The sequence below is a fragment of the Streptomyces sp. HUAS 31 genome, assembly GCF_028198125.1.
Taxonomy (GTDB): domain Bacteria; phylum Actinomycetota; class Actinomycetes; order Streptomycetales; family Streptomycetaceae; genus Streptomyces; species Streptomyces chartreusis.
Genome location: NZ_CP116353.1, coordinates 6748147 through 6764363, shown reverse-complemented (window position 1 = coordinate 6764363; position 16217 = coordinate 6748147). Strand labels below are relative to the sequence as shown.

Annotated in this window: 13 protein-coding genes and 5 tRNA genes; 6 read left to right on the top strand and 12 right to left on the bottom strand. The window is 70.0% G+C overall.

Annotation, left to right across the window (positions count from 1 at the left end):
- Positions 1–5 precede the first annotated feature (5 nt).
- Positions 6–1436 carry a 3-isopropylmalate dehydratase large subunit gene (gene leuC, locus PGH47_RS30245; protein ID WP_126900557.1) on the bottom strand — a complete coding sequence of 477 codons (1431 nt, stop codon included), beginning with the start codon at positions 1434–1436 and terminating at the stop codon, positions 6–8.
- A gap of 201 nt (positions 1437–1637) precedes the next feature.
- On the opposite strand from leuC, the gene ndgR reads away from it, so the two are divergent.
- Entirely contained in the window at positions 1638–2354 is a 717-nt protein-coding gene (gene ndgR, locus PGH47_RS30240) for an IclR family transcriptional regulator NdgR (RefSeq protein WP_107902454.1), read from the top strand.
- A gap of 218 nt (positions 2355–2572) precedes the next feature.
- On the opposite strand, the gene PGH47_RS30235 is transcribed toward ndgR, so the two are convergent.
- Positions 2573–3082, bottom strand: a complete 510-nt coding sequence (locus tag PGH47_RS30235; protein ID WP_189749101.1) for a DUF4188 domain-containing protein — start codon at positions 3080–3082, stop codon at positions 2573–2575.
- Positions 3083–3172: 90 nt separating this feature from the next.
- Here PGH47_RS30235 and PGH47_RS30230 point away from each other — a divergent pair, with 90 nt between their 5' ends.
- A complete protein-coding gene (locus PGH47_RS30230) occupies positions 3173–3826 on the top strand; it encodes a MerR family transcriptional regulator (protein ID WP_030950235.1) in 654 nt (217 codons plus the stop codon).
- A 50-nt stretch (positions 3827–3876) separates the two neighbouring features.
- Here the strand turns inward: PGH47_RS30230 and PGH47_RS30225 are convergent.
- The 10 genes from PGH47_RS30225 to PGH47_RS30180 form a co-directional block, all read right to left on the bottom strand.
- Positions 3877–3949, bottom strand: a tRNA-Glu gene (locus tag PGH47_RS30225).
- Between the two features lie 44 nt (positions 3950–3993).
- Positions 3994–4065, bottom strand: a tRNA-Gln gene (locus tag PGH47_RS30220).
- 20 nt (positions 4066–4085) lie between these two features.
- Positions 4086–4158, bottom strand: a tRNA-Glu gene (locus tag PGH47_RS30215).
- 63 nt (positions 4159–4221) lie between these two features.
- Positions 4222–4294 (bottom strand) — tRNA-Glu (locus PGH47_RS30210).
- A gap of 21 nt (positions 4295–4315) precedes the next feature.
- Positions 4316–4387: transfer RNA gene (locus PGH47_RS30205), tRNA-Gln, on the bottom strand.
- A 91-nt stretch (positions 4388–4478) separates the two neighbouring features.
- A complete protein-coding gene (locus PGH47_RS30200) occupies positions 4479–5210 on the bottom strand; it encodes an HAD family hydrolase (RefSeq protein WP_271666000.1) in 732 nt (243 codons plus the stop codon).
- A gap of 36 nt (positions 5211–5246) precedes the next feature.
- On the bottom strand, positions 5247–7463 hold the full coding sequence (locus tag PGH47_RS30195) for a FlgD immunoglobulin-like domain containing protein (protein ID WP_271665999.1): 2217 nt from the start codon (positions 7461–7463) through the stop codon (positions 5247–5249).
- Between the two features lie 166 nt (positions 7464–7629).
- Positions 7630–9114, bottom strand: a complete 1485-nt coding sequence (gene gltX / locus PGH47_RS30190) for a glutamate--tRNA ligase (protein WP_271665998.1) — start codon at positions 9112–9114, stop codon at positions 7630–7632.
- The gene (locus tag PGH47_RS30185; RefSeq protein WP_271665997.1) at positions 9107–9892 is read right to left on the bottom strand and encodes a fumarylacetoacetate hydrolase family protein; all 786 of its coding nucleotides are present in this window, start codon (positions 9890–9892) and stop codon (positions 9107–9109) included. Before PGH47_RS30185 ends, gltX begins: the two co-directional genes overlap by 8 nt.
- A 178-nt stretch (positions 9893–10070) precedes the next feature.
- A complete protein-coding gene (locus PGH47_RS30180) occupies positions 10071–10253 on the bottom strand; it encodes a hypothetical protein (RefSeq protein ID WP_107902464.1) in 183 nt (60 codons plus the stop codon).
- Positions 10254–10818: 565 nt separating this feature from the next.
- Between PGH47_RS30180 and PGH47_RS30175 the strand changes: the two genes are divergently transcribed.
- The 4 genes from PGH47_RS30175 (at position 10819) to PGH47_RS30160 (ending at position 16002) form a co-directional block, all read left to right on the top strand.
- Entirely contained in the window at positions 10819–14511 is a 3693-nt protein-coding gene (locus PGH47_RS30175; protein ID WP_271665996.1) for a sensor histidine kinase, read from the top strand.
- Positions 14512–14520: 9 nt separating this feature from the next.
- Positions 14521–14934 carry a roadblock/LC7 domain-containing protein gene (locus PGH47_RS30170; protein ID WP_003973453.1) on the top strand — a complete coding sequence of 138 codons (414 nt, stop codon included), beginning with the start codon at positions 14521–14523 and terminating at the stop codon, positions 14932–14934.
- A 113-nt stretch (positions 14935–15047) separates the two neighbouring features.
- Positions 15048–15446 (top strand): DUF742 domain-containing protein, encoded by a 399-nt coding sequence (locus PGH47_RS30165; protein WP_003997626.1) that lies wholly within the window; start codon positions 15048–15050, stop codon positions 15444–15446.
- Complete coding sequence (locus tag PGH47_RS30160; RefSeq protein ID WP_030948707.1) at positions 15427–16002, top strand: GTP-binding protein; 576 nt, start codon at positions 15427–15429, stop codon at positions 16000–16002. The genes PGH47_RS30165 and PGH47_RS30160 overlap by 20 nt, the downstream gene beginning before the upstream one ends.
- Positions 16003–16217 lie beyond the last annotated feature (215 nt).

Sequence of the window (16217 nt, the reverse complement as noted above, 5' to 3'; positions counted from 1 at the left end):
ACTTCTCAGACTCCAGCGGGCGTACGGGTCTCGGCGTCGGACAGGTCGGCCGGGGAGGCCAGGTGGCCCAGGACCGCGGTGGCCGCCGCGACCTGCGGCGACACCAGATGCGTACGGCCGCCCTTGCCCTGCCGTCCCTCGAAGTTGCGGTTGGAGGTGGACGCGGAGCGCTCACCCGGGGCCAGCTGGTCCGGGTTCATGCCCAGGCACATCGAGCAGCCCGCGTGCCGCCACTCGGCGCCGGCCTCCTTGAAGACGACGTCCAGGCCCTCGGAGACGGCCTGGAGACCGACCCGCGCGGAGCCGGGCACGACCAGCATCCGTACGCCGTCGGCGACTTTGCGGCCCTGCACGAGCTCGGCGGCGGCGCGCAGGTCCTCGATACGGCCGTTGGTGCAGGAGCCTACGAAGACGGTGTCCACCTTGATGGAGCGCAGCGGCTGCCCGGCCTCCAACCCCATGTACTCCAGGGCCTTTTCGGCGGCGAGGCGCTCCGAAGCGTCTTCGTACGAAGCAGGATCGGGGACGGACGCCGAAAGCGGCGCGCCCTGGCCCGGGTTGGTGCCCCAGGTGACGAACGGCGACAGTTCGGCGGCCTCGATGACGACCTCGGCGTCGAACTCGGCGTCCGCGTCCGTCTTCAGCGTCTTCCAGTACGCGACGGCGGCGTCCCAGTCCTCGCCCTTGGGCGCGTGCGGGCGGCCCTCGAGGTAGTCGAAGGTGGTCTGGTCCGGGGCGATCATGCCCGCGCGGGCGCCGGCCTCGATCGACATGTTGCAGATGGTCATCCGGGCCTCCATCGAGAGCTTCTCGATGGCGGAGCCGCGGTATTCCAGGACGTAGCCCTGGCCGCCGCCGGTGCCGATCCGGGCGATGATCGCCAGGATCAGGTCCTTGGCGGTGACACCGTCGGGCAGCTCGCCGTTGACCGTGATGGCCATGGTCTTCGGGCGGGCCATGGGCAGCGTCTGGGTGGCCAGCACGTGCTCCACCTGGGAGGTGCCGATGCCGAACGCCAGACCGCCGAAGGCGCCGTGGGTGGAGGTGTGGGAGTCACCGCAGACGACGGTCATGCCCGGCTGGGTCAGGCCGAGCTGCGGGCCGACGACGTGCACGACACCCTGCTCGACGTCGCCCAGCGGGTGCAGGCGCACGCCGAACTCGGCGGCGTTCTTGCGCAGCGTCTCCAGCTGCACCCGGGAGACCGGGTCCGCGATGGGCTTGTCGATGTCGAGGGTCGGGGTGTTGTGGTCCTCGGTGGCGATGGTCAGGTCGAGCCGGCGCACCTGGCGACCGCTCTTGCGGAGGCCGTCGAAGGCCTGCGGGCTGGTCACCTCGTGCAGCAGGTGCAGATCGATGAAGAGGAGGTCGGGCTCGCCCTCGGCGCGCCGGACGACATGGTCGTCCCAGACCTTCTCCGCGAGTGTCCTACCCATCGCTTTCCCTCCGGCCGGCATACGGTCCACCGGCCCAACTAGAGATCTTGAGAAGGCGACCGGCGCCCGCGCCCCTGCTTCCGGGCGTCCGCCGCCAGGCCCGTTCGGTTCACGGGCCGCTCTGCCTTCGTTCTTCCAGAGTGGCGTGTTCCACGGAAAATTGAACTTGCGTTTCACAGAGTGAGACGCGAGTATCGTTGCATGGACAACAGTAGCGGCGTCGGCGTTCTGGACAAGGCAGCCCTTGTCCTGAGCGCCCTGGAGTCCGGTCCGGCCACCCTCGCAGGGCTCGTCTCGGCCACCGGACTGGCACGACCCACGGCCCATCGACTGGCCGTGGCTCTGGAACACCACCGCATGGTGGCGCGTGACATGCAGGGCCGTTTCATTCTCGGCCCTCGCCTGGCGGAACTGGCCGCGGCTGCGGGTGAGGACCGTCTCCTCGCCACCGCGGGACCGGTGCTCACCCACCTCCGTGACATCACGGGCGAGAGCGCGCAGCTCTATCGCCGTCAGGGCGACATGCGCATCTGCGTCGCCGCGGCGGAACGCCTGTCCGGCCTTCGGGACACGGTCCCGGTCGGCTCGACGCTCACGATGAAGGCCGGTTCGTCGGCGCAGATCCTCATGGCCTGGGAGGAGCCGGAGCGTCTGCACCGCGGCCTCCAGGGCGCCCGCTTCACGGCCACCGCGCTCTCCGGCGTACGACGCCGGGGCTGGGCCCAGTCGATCGGCGAGCGCGAGCCGGGTGTCGCGTCCGTCTCCGCGCCGGTGCGCGGCCCGTCGAACCGCGTGGTCGCCGCCGTCTCGGTCTCCGGCCCCATCGAGCGCCTCACCCGCCACCCCGGCCGCATGCACGCCCAAGCGGTGATCGACGCGGCATCCCGCCTCTCCGAGGCTCTGCGCCGCACGGGCTGAGGGCATCACCGTACGTCGGGACAGGGCGGCCTCAACGCCGCGGCGGCCCTTCCACGACGGTCAGGTGACCCACCTCAGGGGCGCGGGGAACTGCGCGACCAGCCCCATACGGCCCGCACCCACCCCGCACCCGAAGCCCCAACGGCGCAGAGTCTGCCCCCACCGGCCGTCCGCCGTCCGCGACACCGTCGTAGCTGGTCGCGCAGTTCCCCGCGCCCCTAGGACGTTGCAGTCCCGGACCTGTGAGCGAACCGGTCCTTCGCATACCGGCCCCGCCGCTCCACGGGCACTTGACCGTGCGCCGCCGCCAACCCGAACGCCGGCATGTCCGCGTAGATGGACTCGTACGCCCCCTCGGGCACCACGTACGCCTCGTGCCAGATGCCCACGTGCCCGCGCGCCTTCCCGGCCCGCTCCTTGCGGTTGATGATCCCCCACACCTTGTGATGGAACATGTCCGGCGCCGCGGCGTACGCGTACAGCTTCTCCTTGGACTCCCAGTACTGGACGATGTAGTACGTCCGCGGCGAGGCCGTGAGCAGCACGCGCCCCAGCAGCCCCCGGTCGCTGTCCCGCGCAAGCTCCCCCAGCATGCGGAACATCGACAGCATGACCGGCAGCCACTGGTGCACCGCCCAGAAGTGGTTGATCCGCATCCCGATCAGCAGCACCACCACATCGCCCTCGGCATCCGCGGTCGTACGACCCAGCACCGGCTTCGCGAACATGGCGTCCCCCATGACTCCCTCGTCGGATAGCGGCACTATCCTTCTGCGCGGTGCTTGGATAGTGGCACTTCCCAATGAGAGGCGCAAGACATGCGGCTGGCCGAGCTCAGCGAGCGCAGCGGGGTGCCCATCGCGACGATCAAGTACTACCTGCGCGAGGGCCTGTTGGCGCCGGGCCGGCAGATCAACGCCCGCACCGCCGAGTACGACGAGGAGCATCTGCGCCGGCTGCGCCTGGTGCGCGCGATGATCCAGGTCGGCCGGGTGCCGGTGGCGACGGTCCGCGAGGTGCTCGGCCATGTCGACGACGACTCGCTCCCCCGCACGATCCGTATGGGCGCGGCCCTGTGGGCCCTGCCGCAGGTGCCCGAGCCGGACGAGGAGGACGAGTACGTCCGGTCCGCGCACGAGGTGGCCGATCAACTGCTGGAGTCCCTGGGCTGGTCGAACGCCCAGGCCCTGGTCACCATCTCGCCCTCCTACCGTTCGCTGGTGGTGGCGATGGCCGCGCTCAGACGGCTCGGCTACGACTGGGACCCGCAACTGCTGCTGGCGTACGCGAGGTTGATGCACGGGGCGGCCGCCCTCGACCTGGACTTCGTGGAGACCCATGGCTCGGAGGCGGAGAAGGTCGAGACGGCGGTGCTGGGGGCGGTCCTGGTCGAGCCGATGCTCCAGGCCCTGCACCGGCTCGCCCAGGAGGAGGAGTCCGCGCGGCGGTACGGCTTCGGTGAGCAGGAGTGACGCAGGCACGACGAAGGCCCCCCACCGAAGTGGAGGGCCTTCACTGTTTGTACCCCCGACCGGATTCGAACCGGCGCTACCGCCTTGAGAGGGCGGCGTGCTAGGCCGCTACACAACGGGGGCGTGGATCTTACGAGCGTTCAAAACAACACCGCCGCAGATCCGAGCTGGTCTACCTGGACTCGAACCAAGACTAACTGAACCAGAATCAGTCGTGCTGCCAATTACACCATAGACCAATGTGGTTTAGACCAGTTCGTACCCCCGACCGGATTCGAACCGGCGCTACCGCCTTGAGAGGGCGGCGTGCTAGGCCGCTACACAACGGGGGCCCTAGCGATCCTGCATCGAAGTCGGCGGGAGCTACCCGAAACCGTCCTCGCGGGAAGGATCTGTACCCCCGACCGGATTCGAACCGGCGCTACTGCCTTGAGAGGGCAGCGTGCTAGGCCGCTACACAACGGGGGCTTTGCAGATGAGCTCTGCGAGCTGGCCTACCTGGACTCGAACCAAGACTAACTGAACCAGAATCAGTCGTGCTGCCAATTACACCATAGGCCACTGGAACGCAAGTCCCTGCGGGGACTTTGTTCTAGTTCGCTCCTCCGGTTTCCGGCCTTTCGGCCCGCTCCCCGGCGGCGCAGGAAGAACATTACCTGAAGGTGGACGGGGCTCCAAAACGGGTATCGGCGCCGAGGATCGCGGGGAGTTCGGCGAGGGAGGCGATCCGGCGCGGTCCGCCGGGGCCGTCGTCGCTGGTGTACGCCCCGTCACGATCGATCCACACCGACAGCAGCCCGGCGTCCGCGGCACCGCGCCCGTCGATCTCCGGGTGATCTCCGACATACGCCACCTGGTGCGGGGCGAGGTCGAGGGCGGCACAGGCGGCGTGGAAGGCGCCGGCCTCCGGCTTTGAGACGCCCAGCTCGGCGGCGCACAGGATCGTCTCGAAGCGGTCGTGGACGCCGAGGACACGCAGCTTGCGGTCCTGGACGGTCAGGCTGGAGTTGGACAGCACCGCGTGCCGATGGCTGGCGGCCAGGGCGTCGAGGACGGGCAGGACGTCCGGGAAGAGGGCCCAGGCCGCCTCGTAGTGCCCGATGTAGCGCTCGAACCACTCGTCGGCCTCGGCGTCGGTGAGTTCCGCGCCCAGGAAGACCCGTACGCGATCGCGGCGCTGGCCCTGGAAGGTCGCCTCGCCCGCGGAGAACCTCGCCCATTGGGCATCGGTGACCCGGCGCCAGCGCACGAGGGCCTGCTCGACGCTGTCGTAGCCGTCGAGCAGGCCCTCGGCCAGCAGATGTCCCCGCATTCCGGCGCGGTCGGCGGCGGTGTAGTCGAAGAGGGTGTCGTCGACGTCCCACACCACCGCGCGAATGCTCATGATCCGACGGTAACCCGGACGTCGGGAGCCTGTCCGTCAGTTGACCGTGGTCGTCCCGGTCACGGTCAGGGCCGGACCCTCGGCATCGCGGGGCTGGGCGGTCAGTTTCCAGGCGTACGTGCCGCTGATGACCCGGCGGCCGTCCTCCCCGTAGGCGTCCCAGGCCGGGCGGACGGCGGCGCCCTGGGTGCTGCCCGTCAGCGTGCGCACGACCGTGCCGCCGCTGTTACTCAGGGTGAGTGTCCAGGTGGCGGGCTTGTTGAGTTGCCAGACGGGCCGCCAGGGGACGCTGATGGTCGGGCCGAAGGGCACCGCGTCCGTCTGGGCCTCCATCTGCGCGAGCGCCGAGGCGGGGACACCGCTGTTGACGATGGACACCTCGCCGTTGGTGCCGTCGAGGTAGGCGATGTGCCCGCCGAAGCGGTCGACGGTCCAGCGGCCGTTGCTGCCTCCGGTGTTCCAGTCCTGCGTGGGCAGCTTGACCAGGGTGCGGGTGGCGGCCGTGCCGGTGTGGAAGTCGGTGAGCAGCAGCTCGTGCGTGGTGCGGTTCTCACGGATCAGGTAGCCGTCGGCGAGGCGGGCCGGGCCGTTGTCGGCCGGGACCGTGATCTTGCGGCCCGTCGCCCGGTCGTAGACGCCCGCGGTGGAGCCGCAGGACCAGTACAGCCAGGTGTTGACGGCCTGGATGTCGGTGGGGGTGCAGGGCGCGCCGGTGGCCACGGTGCTGACCGTCCGGCCGGTCTTGAGGTGCTTGCCGGCGACCGCGCCCTGGGGGGTGCCGGGGGTCCACAGCACCTGGCCCCAGACGGCTGCCGCGGTGCGGGGGCCGGTGAGGACGGTGGTGCCCTCCGTCGTGCCGTTCGGGAGGTCGACGACCCGCTGGGTGCCGGAGCCGCCGTTGTAGAGCACGTATCGGCCGCTGCCACTGGGGATACGGCCGCCTGAGTCGCCCGTGGGCTCATTGCGGATGGTCGTGGTGTCGAGGCCGATGTTGGAGACGGACTCCTTGCCCTCGGAATCGGTCGACAGGTAGGAGGCGCGGCCGTCGCCCAGAGCCTCCATCTGTGGACAGGCGGCGTCGCCGGCGAGGCAGGTGCTCGCGGTCAGGGCCGGGCTGCGAGGGGTCTGCTGACCCGTGGGCCTGCCCGTCGCGTCCAGCTGGAAGCTGTTGAAGCGGGAGTAGCCGCCGGGGGTCGTGGCGCCGTAGAGGAACAACTCGCCGCCGGCGAGGGCCAGTCCGTTGACACCGATGGCGTAGGCGGGGATCTGGGCGACCTTCTCGGTGGTGACCCCACCGTCCTGGGCGGGCGTGACGCGGTGGACGTTCCAGTCGATGCCGGAGGGCCCGGCGGTGGCGAGCGCCCCGCCGTCCAAGGTGGGGCCGATGCCGCCGAAGGACGCGCTGAGCACGGTGGTGACGGCGCCGGTCACCAGTGAGCCGGCGGTCAGCGCGGGCTGGGTGCCGCCCGGGACGAAGTCCGGGTTGCCGGTGAGGACTTGGTCGCCGACGACGGCTTCGAGGTGGCCGGGACCGCGGGTGTACGAGGTGGGCTGCGTGCCTGGCCCGGCGTCGACCCGGATCGCTTTCGAGCCCGCGACCAGCCACCGGTCGTTGAAGACGACCTCCGGGTGCGCCGAGATGCCGCTCACGTAGGTGCGGAACGCTGCATCCGCGAGGTCGACGAGACCGACCGAGGTCGTGCCGTCCAGCGTGTACAGGACCGCGAGGCGGCCGACCGAGCCGCCGGTGACGTAGGCGGTGGGCTGAGCGTCCGTGGGCAGTCCGGCGACCGGGAGGTCCGTGGTGGTGCCGTCGGCGGCGGCGCGCAGTACGTGCAGGGTGCCGGCGGTGTCCCGCGTGAGCACGCTCCAGCCGACGGCGGCCGCGTAGGTCTGGCCGGCCGGGATCGTGACGGTGGCGGTGACGTTCGTGGAGCGGTGCCGCTGGGTCACGGTGGAAGCGCCGCGGGTGTTGACGACGTCGATGCCGGTGGCCAGGTCGTCGGGGCCCGCGTGCGCGGGCGGTACGACGTCCGGGTAGCCCACCCAGGCGGTGGAGTTGCCGACGTACGAGTGGTACTGGAATCCGGACGCGCCGGCCCACTGGTAGTCGATCTCGATCCGCTTCTCCGTGCGGAGCCGGACCGTCCCCACCGGCGAGTCCGCGGCCTGCGCGGGCACCGTCGGCAGCGCACACGTCAGAGCCACCGCTCCGCCGAGCGCAACCGTGGCAAGTCTTCGTGAACGAGTCACGTTCCCTCCCCCTGAGAACAAGGTGCACATGCTGATCATGTACACGGGGGACATCCAACGTGCCCTCGGAGAGCGGCAGTTGGCCGGGCGGGTGAACTCCGGGTGACGGCTGGGCGGACATGCGAAGGGCGGCGTCCGAACCGGACGCCGCCCCGCTGCGAGAGTGCTATGCGGCCAGCTTCGCGAGTGCCGCGTCGATCCGGGCCAGGGTCGTGTCCTTGCCCAGGACCTCCAGGGACTCGAACAGGGGCAGGCCCACCGTGCGGCCGGTGACGGCGACGCGGACCGGGGCCTGGGCCTTGCCGAGCTTGAGGCCGTGGACCTCACCGGCGGCCAGGACGGCCTCCTTCAGGGACTCCGGGGAGGCCCAGTCGGCGGCGTCCAGCTTCTCGCGGGCGGTGCGCAGCAGGGCGTCCGAGCCCTCCTTCATCGCCTTCGTCCAGGACGCCTCGTCGAAGACCGGCTCCGCGAGGAAGAGGAAGTCGACGTTGTCCGTGATCTCCGACAGGACCTTCAGACGGGTCTGCGCGTGCGGGGCGATCGCCTGCCACTTCACCTCGTCGAAGGCCTCGGGGGCCCAGGGGGCGAACGGGGCCTGGAGCCACGGGCGGCAGCGCTCGGTGAAGTCCTTCACGTCGAGCAGGCGGATGTGGTCGCCGTTGATCGACTCGCACTTCTTGAGGTCGAAGCGGGCCGGGTTGGGGTTCACGTCCGCGATGTCGAAGGCCGCGACCATCTCGTCCATCGTGAAGATGTCCTGGTCGGCGGAGAGCGACCAGCCCAGCAGGGAGAGGTAGTTGAGCAGGCCCTCGGGCAGGAAGCCGCGCTCGCGGTAGAGGTTCAGCGAGGACTGCGGGTCGCGCTTGGAGAGCTTCTTGTTGCCCTCGCCCATGACGTACGGCAGGTGGCCGAAGGCCGGGGTCTGCTTGGCGATGCCCAGCTCGGTCAGCGCCTTGTACAGGGCGATCTGGCGCGGAGTGGAGGAGAGCAGGTCCTCGCCGCGCAGGACGTGGGTGATCTCCATCAGGGCGTCGTCGACGGGGTTGACGAGCGTGTACAGCGGGGCGCCGTTGGCGCGGACGATGCCGTAGTCCGGGACGTTCTCCGGGGTGAAGGTCAGCTCGCCGCGGACCAGGTCCGTGAAGGTGATCGTCTCGTCGGGCATGCGGAAGCGGACGATCGGGGCGCGGCCCTGGGCCCTGTACTCCTCGACCTGCGCGTCGGTCAGGTCGCGGCAGTGGCCGTCGTAGCCGGAGGGCTTGCCGGCGGCGCGGGCGGCCTCGCGGCGGCTGTCCAGCTCCTCCTGGGAGCAGTAGCAGTGGTAGGCGTGGCCGCCGTCCAGGAGCTTGGCCGCGACGTCCTTGTAGAGGTCCATGCGCTGCGACTGGCGGTAGGGCGCGTGCGGGCCGCCGACCTCGGGGCCCTCGTCCCAGTCGAAGCCCAGCCAGCGCATCGAGTCGAGCAGCTGGGTGTAGGACTCCTCGGAGTCGCGGGCCGCGTCGGTGTCCTCGATACGGAAGACCAGCGTGCCCTGGTGGTGCTTGGCGAACGCCCAGTTGAACAGGGCGGTGCGGACCAGGCCCACATGCGGGTTACCGGTGGGCGAGGGGCAGAAACGGACGCGTACGGGGGAGCCGGGTGCGCTAGCCACGCTTGACAACCTTGTTGGTGAGAGTGCCGATGCCTTCGATGGTGACGGCGACCTCGTCGCCGACGTTGAGGGGGCCGACCCCTGCCGGGGTGCCCGTGAGGATCACGTCGCCGGGGAGCAGCGTCATGGCCTCGGTGATGTTGACGATCAGATCCTCGATGCGGTGGATCATCTCGCTGGTGCGGCCGAGCTGGCGCTGCTCGCCGTTGACGGTGAGCTGGATGGTGAGGTCGGACGCGGCCTGAAGGTCCAGGCCGGTCTCCACCCAGGGGCCCAGCGGGCAGGAGCTGTCGAAGCCCTTGGCCCGCGCCCACTGCTTCTCGCGCTTCTGGACGTCCCGGGCGGTGATGTCGTTGGCGCAGGTGAAGCCGAAGACGACGTCCTTGACGCGCTCGCGCGGGACCTCGCGGCACATACGGCCGATGACGACGGCCAGTTCGGCCTCGTGGTGGAGGTCCTCGGTGAAGGACGGGTACTGGATCTCGTCGCCGGGGCCGATCACCGCGGTGGAGGGCTTGAAGAAGGCGAACGGGGCGTCGGGCACCTCGTTGCCGAGTTCGCGCGCGTGCTCGGCGTAGTTGCGGCCGAAGGCCACGACCTTGTTGGGGAGCACCGGGGGCAGCAGCCTGACCTTGCTCAGCGGGACCTTCGTGCCGGAGAGCTCGAATTCCGCGAACGGGATGCCCTTGATGATGTCGAGGACGAGCTCGTCCGGCCTGTCGCCCTCGACCGCGCCGAAGGCGACGTTCCCGTCGATGGAGAATCTGGCGATGCGCACGGGATCTTGCGCCCCTCACTTGAGCCGGCTGGAGTCTGACGCTCCAGGCTAGCGCGGGGAGGGGCGGGCGCCTCGCCCATTGTCGCGGGCGCCATCACGGTCGCGGGCCGTCGCGCGGAAGCCGTCGCAGCGGCCGACGGTTCGTACGTGATTGAACGATCGGCCGAGGTCCCGCGTACTACTGGGCGGCGGCGGTGACGGGGACCGTTTCGAGGATGGTGCGCCGGGGGTTCGCGGTCTGGGCGGGAAGATCGACGGAGTGCTCCGGCTGCTGCGGGATGTGCAATCCCTCGGCGTCGGCGAGGTGGGCCAGCGTCGTGCGCCGCGGGTTGGCTATCGTGCGGATCATCGTCGTCTTCACGGCTGTACTGGGTCCTGTCGTCGCGGGGTTGGCAGAATCATCCCTCTTGTAAAACGTCAGGCTAAACATGCAATTCCCGCGAGAAGCCGCGAAGACCGCTTGATCGGTATGTGAGTTTGCTCACGACCCGACGGATAAACCGGTCAATTCAGACTCGTATTTCAGCCCGACGAAACGGACATTAACCCCCTGAACCCGTCATTCCGCTCCTGATCATGGCGACTGGGACACCTTTCGCGCACGAGCGGCTCGCGGGCAAAAGTCCGTTATGAGGGAGATTAGTTTCTACGGCAGGTAATCTCGCACTCACGTGGCGTCACGTATGTCACGGCTCGGCCTACGGGCCTTGTTGGAGATCCTGCGCTGTGCTGGAATCTCACGGACCGCCGCAGGATCTAGCCGGCGCACAGGGGGCGCACCGAGCGCCGAGTGGCGGCGAGATAGGGGGAACCAGCGCCGGTCACTCACGACCATCAGGGAGCGTGTTCAGGACGCTCTCTAATACGCCGACACCGTGTCCGTCCGTTCACGCGGAAGGACGCCTGGTCCAGAGGTTGCGACGCTAGTGCAGGGACGTTTCAAGAGGGATGGCAGCGCTTCGGCGGAGCCGGAGCACGGCGGGACCGACCGAGGTCCCTCGGCCCAGCACGCCCAGAACCCGGGCCCGACCGCGTCCGTGGACGGCGGTGAGCGCTCCGGGCGCCCCGCCGTGTCGGCGTCTTCGAGCACGGCGAACCCCACCGCACCGCCGGCCAAGGCTCCGAAGAGTCCCGGCCCGGGATCGCGAATAGCCCTGCGCAACTGGCGTATCTCCACACGCCTCGTCGCACTGCTGACGCTCCCGGTGGTCGCGGCCACCTCGCTGGGTGCCCTGCGCATCAGCGACAACATGGACGACATCCAGCAGCTCGAGAACATGCGGCTGCTGACGGACATGACCAAGCGGGCCACCGAGCTGGCCGCCGCGCTCCAGGAGGAGCGCGACCAGTCCGCCGGTCCCCTCGCGCACGGCGCCAAGGCCTCCGACTACACGGTCAAGGGCTACCGGGACAAGACGGACCGGGCCATGTCGGGCTTCATCGAGGCCTCCGAGGAGATCGACGACAACAGCAAGGACGGCAACCTCAAGGGCGTCCGCGACAACCTCGTCCAGCTCGTCGGCGACCTCAACGACATCGCGAGGATCCGCAACACGGCGTATGAGGCCGACGGCAACTCCACCCAGACGGTCGAGGCCTACCACCGGCTGATCACCAACCTGCTGAGCCTCTCCCAGGACATGGCCGAGGCGACCAGCAACCCGGAGATGATCCAGAGCACGCGTGCTCTGTCCGCCTTCTCCACCGCCAAGGAGTACGCCTCCATCCAGCGAGCGGTCCTGGCCGCGGCGCTCCCCGCGAACAACACCTCGCGCGGCGACCTCACCGAGAACGACCGCCTGTACGCGTCCTCCGCGCTGGCGAGCCAGAAGTCCGAGCTGCGTCAGTTCAAGAGCATCTACGGCGCCGAGTCCGCCGAGCTGCTCAAGCCCATCGAAGAGGGCAACCCGACGATCGCGGCCACCGACAAGTACGCCGGCCGCGCCCTCGGCAACCCCAACGGCCTCGCCGACCTGGACCGCCGCTCCTACCGCGACTGGGTCGACGACAGCACCACCAAGCTCCAGGGCATGCGCGCCATCGAGACCACGCTGCTCGAGGAGATGGAGCAGAAGGCCCGCGAGCTGCGCAACGCCTCCGAGCGCGAGGCGATCATCTCCGGTGCGCTGATCCTGATCGTGCTCGGTGTCTCGCTCGTCGGCGCCTTCGTCGTCGCCCGCTCCATGATCCGCTCGCTGCGCCGCCTGGAGGAGACCGCCACCAAGGTCGCCCAGGACCGCCTGCCCGAGCTGGTCAAGCAGCTCTCCGAGTCGGACCCGCAGGACGTCGACACCTCCGTCGAGTCGGTCGGTGTGCACTCCAAGGACGAGATCGGCCAGGTGGCCGCGGCCTTCGACGACGTGCACCGCGAGGCGGTCCGCCTCGCCGCCGAGCAGGCCCTGCTGCGGGGCAACGTCAACGCGATGTTCACCAACCTCTCGCGTCGCTCCCAGGGCCTCATCCAGCGTCAGCTCTCGCTCATCTCCGAACTGGAGTCCCGCGAGGCCGACCCGGACCAGCTGTCCTCGCTGTTCAAGCTCGACCACCTCGCGACCCGCATGCGTCGTAACGGTGAGAACCTCCTCGTCCTCGCCGGTGAGGAGCCCGGCCGTCGCTGGACCCGCCCGGTCCCGCTGGTCGACGTGCTCCGCGCCGCCGCGTCCGAGGTGGAGCAGTACGAGCGCATCGAGCTGGCCGCCGTACCGACCACCGAAGTGGCCGGCCGTGTGGTCAACGACCTCGTGCACCTCCTCGCCGAGCTGCTCGAGAACGCGACCTCCTTCTCCTCGCCGCAGACCAAGGTCAAGGTCACCGGTCACGCGCTGCCCGACGGCCGTGTGCTGATCGAGATCCACGACACCGGTATCGGCCTCTCCCCCGAGGACCTCGCGGCGATCAACGAGCGGCTAGCCTCGCCGCCCACCGTGGACGTCTCCGTCTCCCGCCGCATGGGCCTCTTCGTGGTCGGTCGTCTGTCGCAGCGGCACGGCATCCGTATCCAGCTGCGCCCCTCCGACTCCGGTGGTACGACCGCGCTGGTCATGCTCCCGGTGGACGTCGCCCAGGGCGGCAAGAAGCCGGCCGGCGGCAAGCCCGGCCCGAACGGCCCCGGTGCCTCCGGTGGTCCGGCCGCCGCGCAGGCCGCCGCCGGAGTGGCAGCCGCGCGTCGTCAGGCCCAGGCCGGCGGCGGTGCCCAGGGTGGCGCGCTCGGCGCCGGTGCGCCCGGCGGTGGCCGGCTCGGTGCCGGTCAGGGACCGCGGGCCGCGCTGCCCGGCCGTGACGGCGGTCCGCAGGGTGGACCGCGCGGTCAGCAGGGTCCTGGTACCCCGCCGCAGGGCCGGCCGGCTCCGGCCGGTGCGGGCGCCGGCTTCGGCGGCCAGGCCCCGGGTGCTGGGCAGGGCATGCAGTCCCCGGGCATGGACGCGTTCGGAGGCCAGGACGCCTTCGGTGGCAACCGTGGCCGCGAGCAGTCCCGCCAGGGCGGCTCCCAGGCTCCGCAGTCGCCGCCCTCCGGTGGCGAGAAGGGCCGTCGTGGCCGTACGCCGCAGCTGCCGCCGCGCGGTGGTCCGCGTGCCGAGCTGCCGGGTGCCGGCCAGCCCTCCCGCCCCAGCTGGAGCGACGAGAACGCGCAGCCGCCGGTGCCGCGCGCCTCGCTCGACGCCCCGCGCGGGCACGACGAGGACCCCGCACAGACCTCCCGGATGCCGCGCATCGACGACCGGCAGGGCGCCGGCTCCACCTCGGAGTTCGCCCGCCCGGACTTCGACGCCCCGGCCCCCGGCGGCTACAACCCGCAGAACACGGGCCAGTTCGCCCGCCCCAACGGGCCGCAGAACGGCGCGAACGGATCGCAGAACCCGGGTCAGTTCGTCCGCCCGGACGTCTACGGCTCGCAGGGCCAGAACAACCCGTCGCAGACGGGCCAGTTCGCCGCACCGCAGGCGTACGACGGCAGCTCGACGGGGCAGCACGCCCTGCCCGGCCGCCAGAACGGCGACTCCACCGGCCAGTTCGAGCGGCCCCAGGTCAACGGCACCTACGGCGGCAACCCCGGCCTCGTCGGCCCGGCGCAGCCCCCGGTCCCGCCGCGTCCGCAGCAGCGGCCGCGCCAGGAGCCCGAGGCCCTGCCGCCCGCGACGGGTCCCGGCGACGGACGTACCCCGCTGTACGACACGCTGGAGACCAACTGGTTCCACGGCGGTCCGCAGGGACGTCAGCCCGATGCCGGCGGCTCCGCCCCCACGTCCGCTCCGCACCAGGAGCCGCAGGCTCCCGCCGAGCGGCCGCAGCAGTCCTCTGCTCCCCAGCGTCCCGCGTCGACCGCCTGGCGCAGCTCGCCGAACGACGATCTCGTCCGGCAGGCTGAACGCGTCCGGCAGCCGGCCGCGGGCGGTGTCACCACCTCCGGCCTGCCGCGCCGGGTGCCCAGGGCGAACCTCGTCGCGGGTACGGCTCAGCAGCAACAGCACCAAACCGGTCCGCAGGTCTCGCGTGCGCCCGATGACGTACGCGGTCGGCTGACCAATCTCCGTCGGGGTATCGCACAGGGTCGTCAGGCCGGTACCGGTACCGGTCAGACCGGCAGCTTCCCGAGCCCCACTCACCAGCAGGAGCGTTAGTTGAGCCAGATGAGCCAGGCGGCACAGAATCTCAACTGGTTGATCACCAACTTCGTGGACAACACCCCGGGTGTGTCCCACACCGTCGTCGTGTCCGCCGACGGTCTGCTGCTGGCGATGTCGGAGGGCTTCCCGCGCGACCGAGCCGACCAGCTGGCGGCCGTCGCGTCGGGCCTGACCTCGCTGACGGCGGGCGCGTCCCGGATCTTCGAGGGCGGCAACGTCGCACAGACCGTCGTGGAAATGGAGCGGGGGTTCCTTTTCCTGATGTCGGTCTCGGACGGCTCGTCCCTCGCCGTACTGGCTCACCCCGAATGCGACATCGGCCTCGTCGGCTACGAGATGGCGCTGCTGGTCGACCGCGCGGGCGCCGTTCTCACGCCCGACCTGCGCGCCGAACTGCAAGGCAGTCTGCTCCACTGATCGCCCGGATCCAACCCGTCTCACCAAATCACCGTCCGGCCGCCACAATCCCCCCACTGGCCCTCACCCAGACGGCTTGACTGACCGACTTGCTGTCCCAGCCCGGAGGATTCATGACCCCGCCCACCGCCTCTCATGATCCGTACGCGGAGCCGTACGAGGATGAGGGCGACCAGCCGCTGGTACGTCCGTACGCGATGACCGGTGGCCGGACCCGGCCGCGGTACCAGCTGGCCATCGAGGCCCTGATCAGCACGACGGCCGACCCGGCAGCGCTCATGGGGCTCCTCCCGGAGCACCAGCGGATCTGCCACCTGTGCCGTGAAGTGAAGTCGGTCGCCGAGGTCTCCGCTCTGCTGTCCATGCCGCTGGGCGTGGCCAGGATCCTCGTCGCGGACCTCGCCGAAGCCGGCCTGGTCGCCATCCACCAGCCGGGTGGCGACGAGAACAACGGTGGCGCTCCGGACGTGACGCTGCTCGAAAGGGTGCTCAGTGGACTTCGCAAGCTCTGAACCGGGTCGGGCGACCACCTCCGCCAAGATCGTGGTGGCGGGTGGCTTCGGCGTGGGCAAGACCACGTTCGTCGGCGCCGTCTCGGAGATCAACCCGCTGCGCACCGAGGCCGTCATGACGTCCGCCAGCGCGGGCATCGACGACCTCACGCACACCGGTGACAAGACCACCACCACGGTGGCCATGGACTTCGGCCGTATAACCCTGGACCAGGACCTGATCCTGTACCTCTTCGGTACGCCCGGTCAGGACCGCTTCTGGTTCATGTGGGACGACCTGGTGCGCGGAGCCATCGGCGCGGTGGTGCTCGTGGACACCCGGCGCCTGGCCGACTGCTTCCCCGCGGTCGACTACTTCGAGAACAGCGGCCTGCCGTTCGTGATCGCCCTCAACGGCTTCGACGGGCACCAGCCCTACACGCCCGACGAGGTGCGCGAGGCACTGCAGATCGGTCCGGACGCGCCGATCATCACGACCGACGCCCGGCACCGGTCCGATGCCAAGAGTGCGCTGATCACGCTGGTCGAACATGCGCTCATGGCCCGGCTGCGGTAGGGCAAGTCGGTAGCGCCATACGGCAGTTGTCGTAGATGTGCCGGAGCCGGCTGTGGCCTTTGACACGGTCGGCTCCGTTGTTCATAACGTTTCGGCAGAGGAATCGGGTGGTACGGCCACTCGTCGCGTTCGAGCGGTCTCGCTGCGCGCACAAAAGCCCCGCCTTTTGGCGGGGCTCGTTCTTTATGACCGTTTTATCTAGGGCATTCACGGCT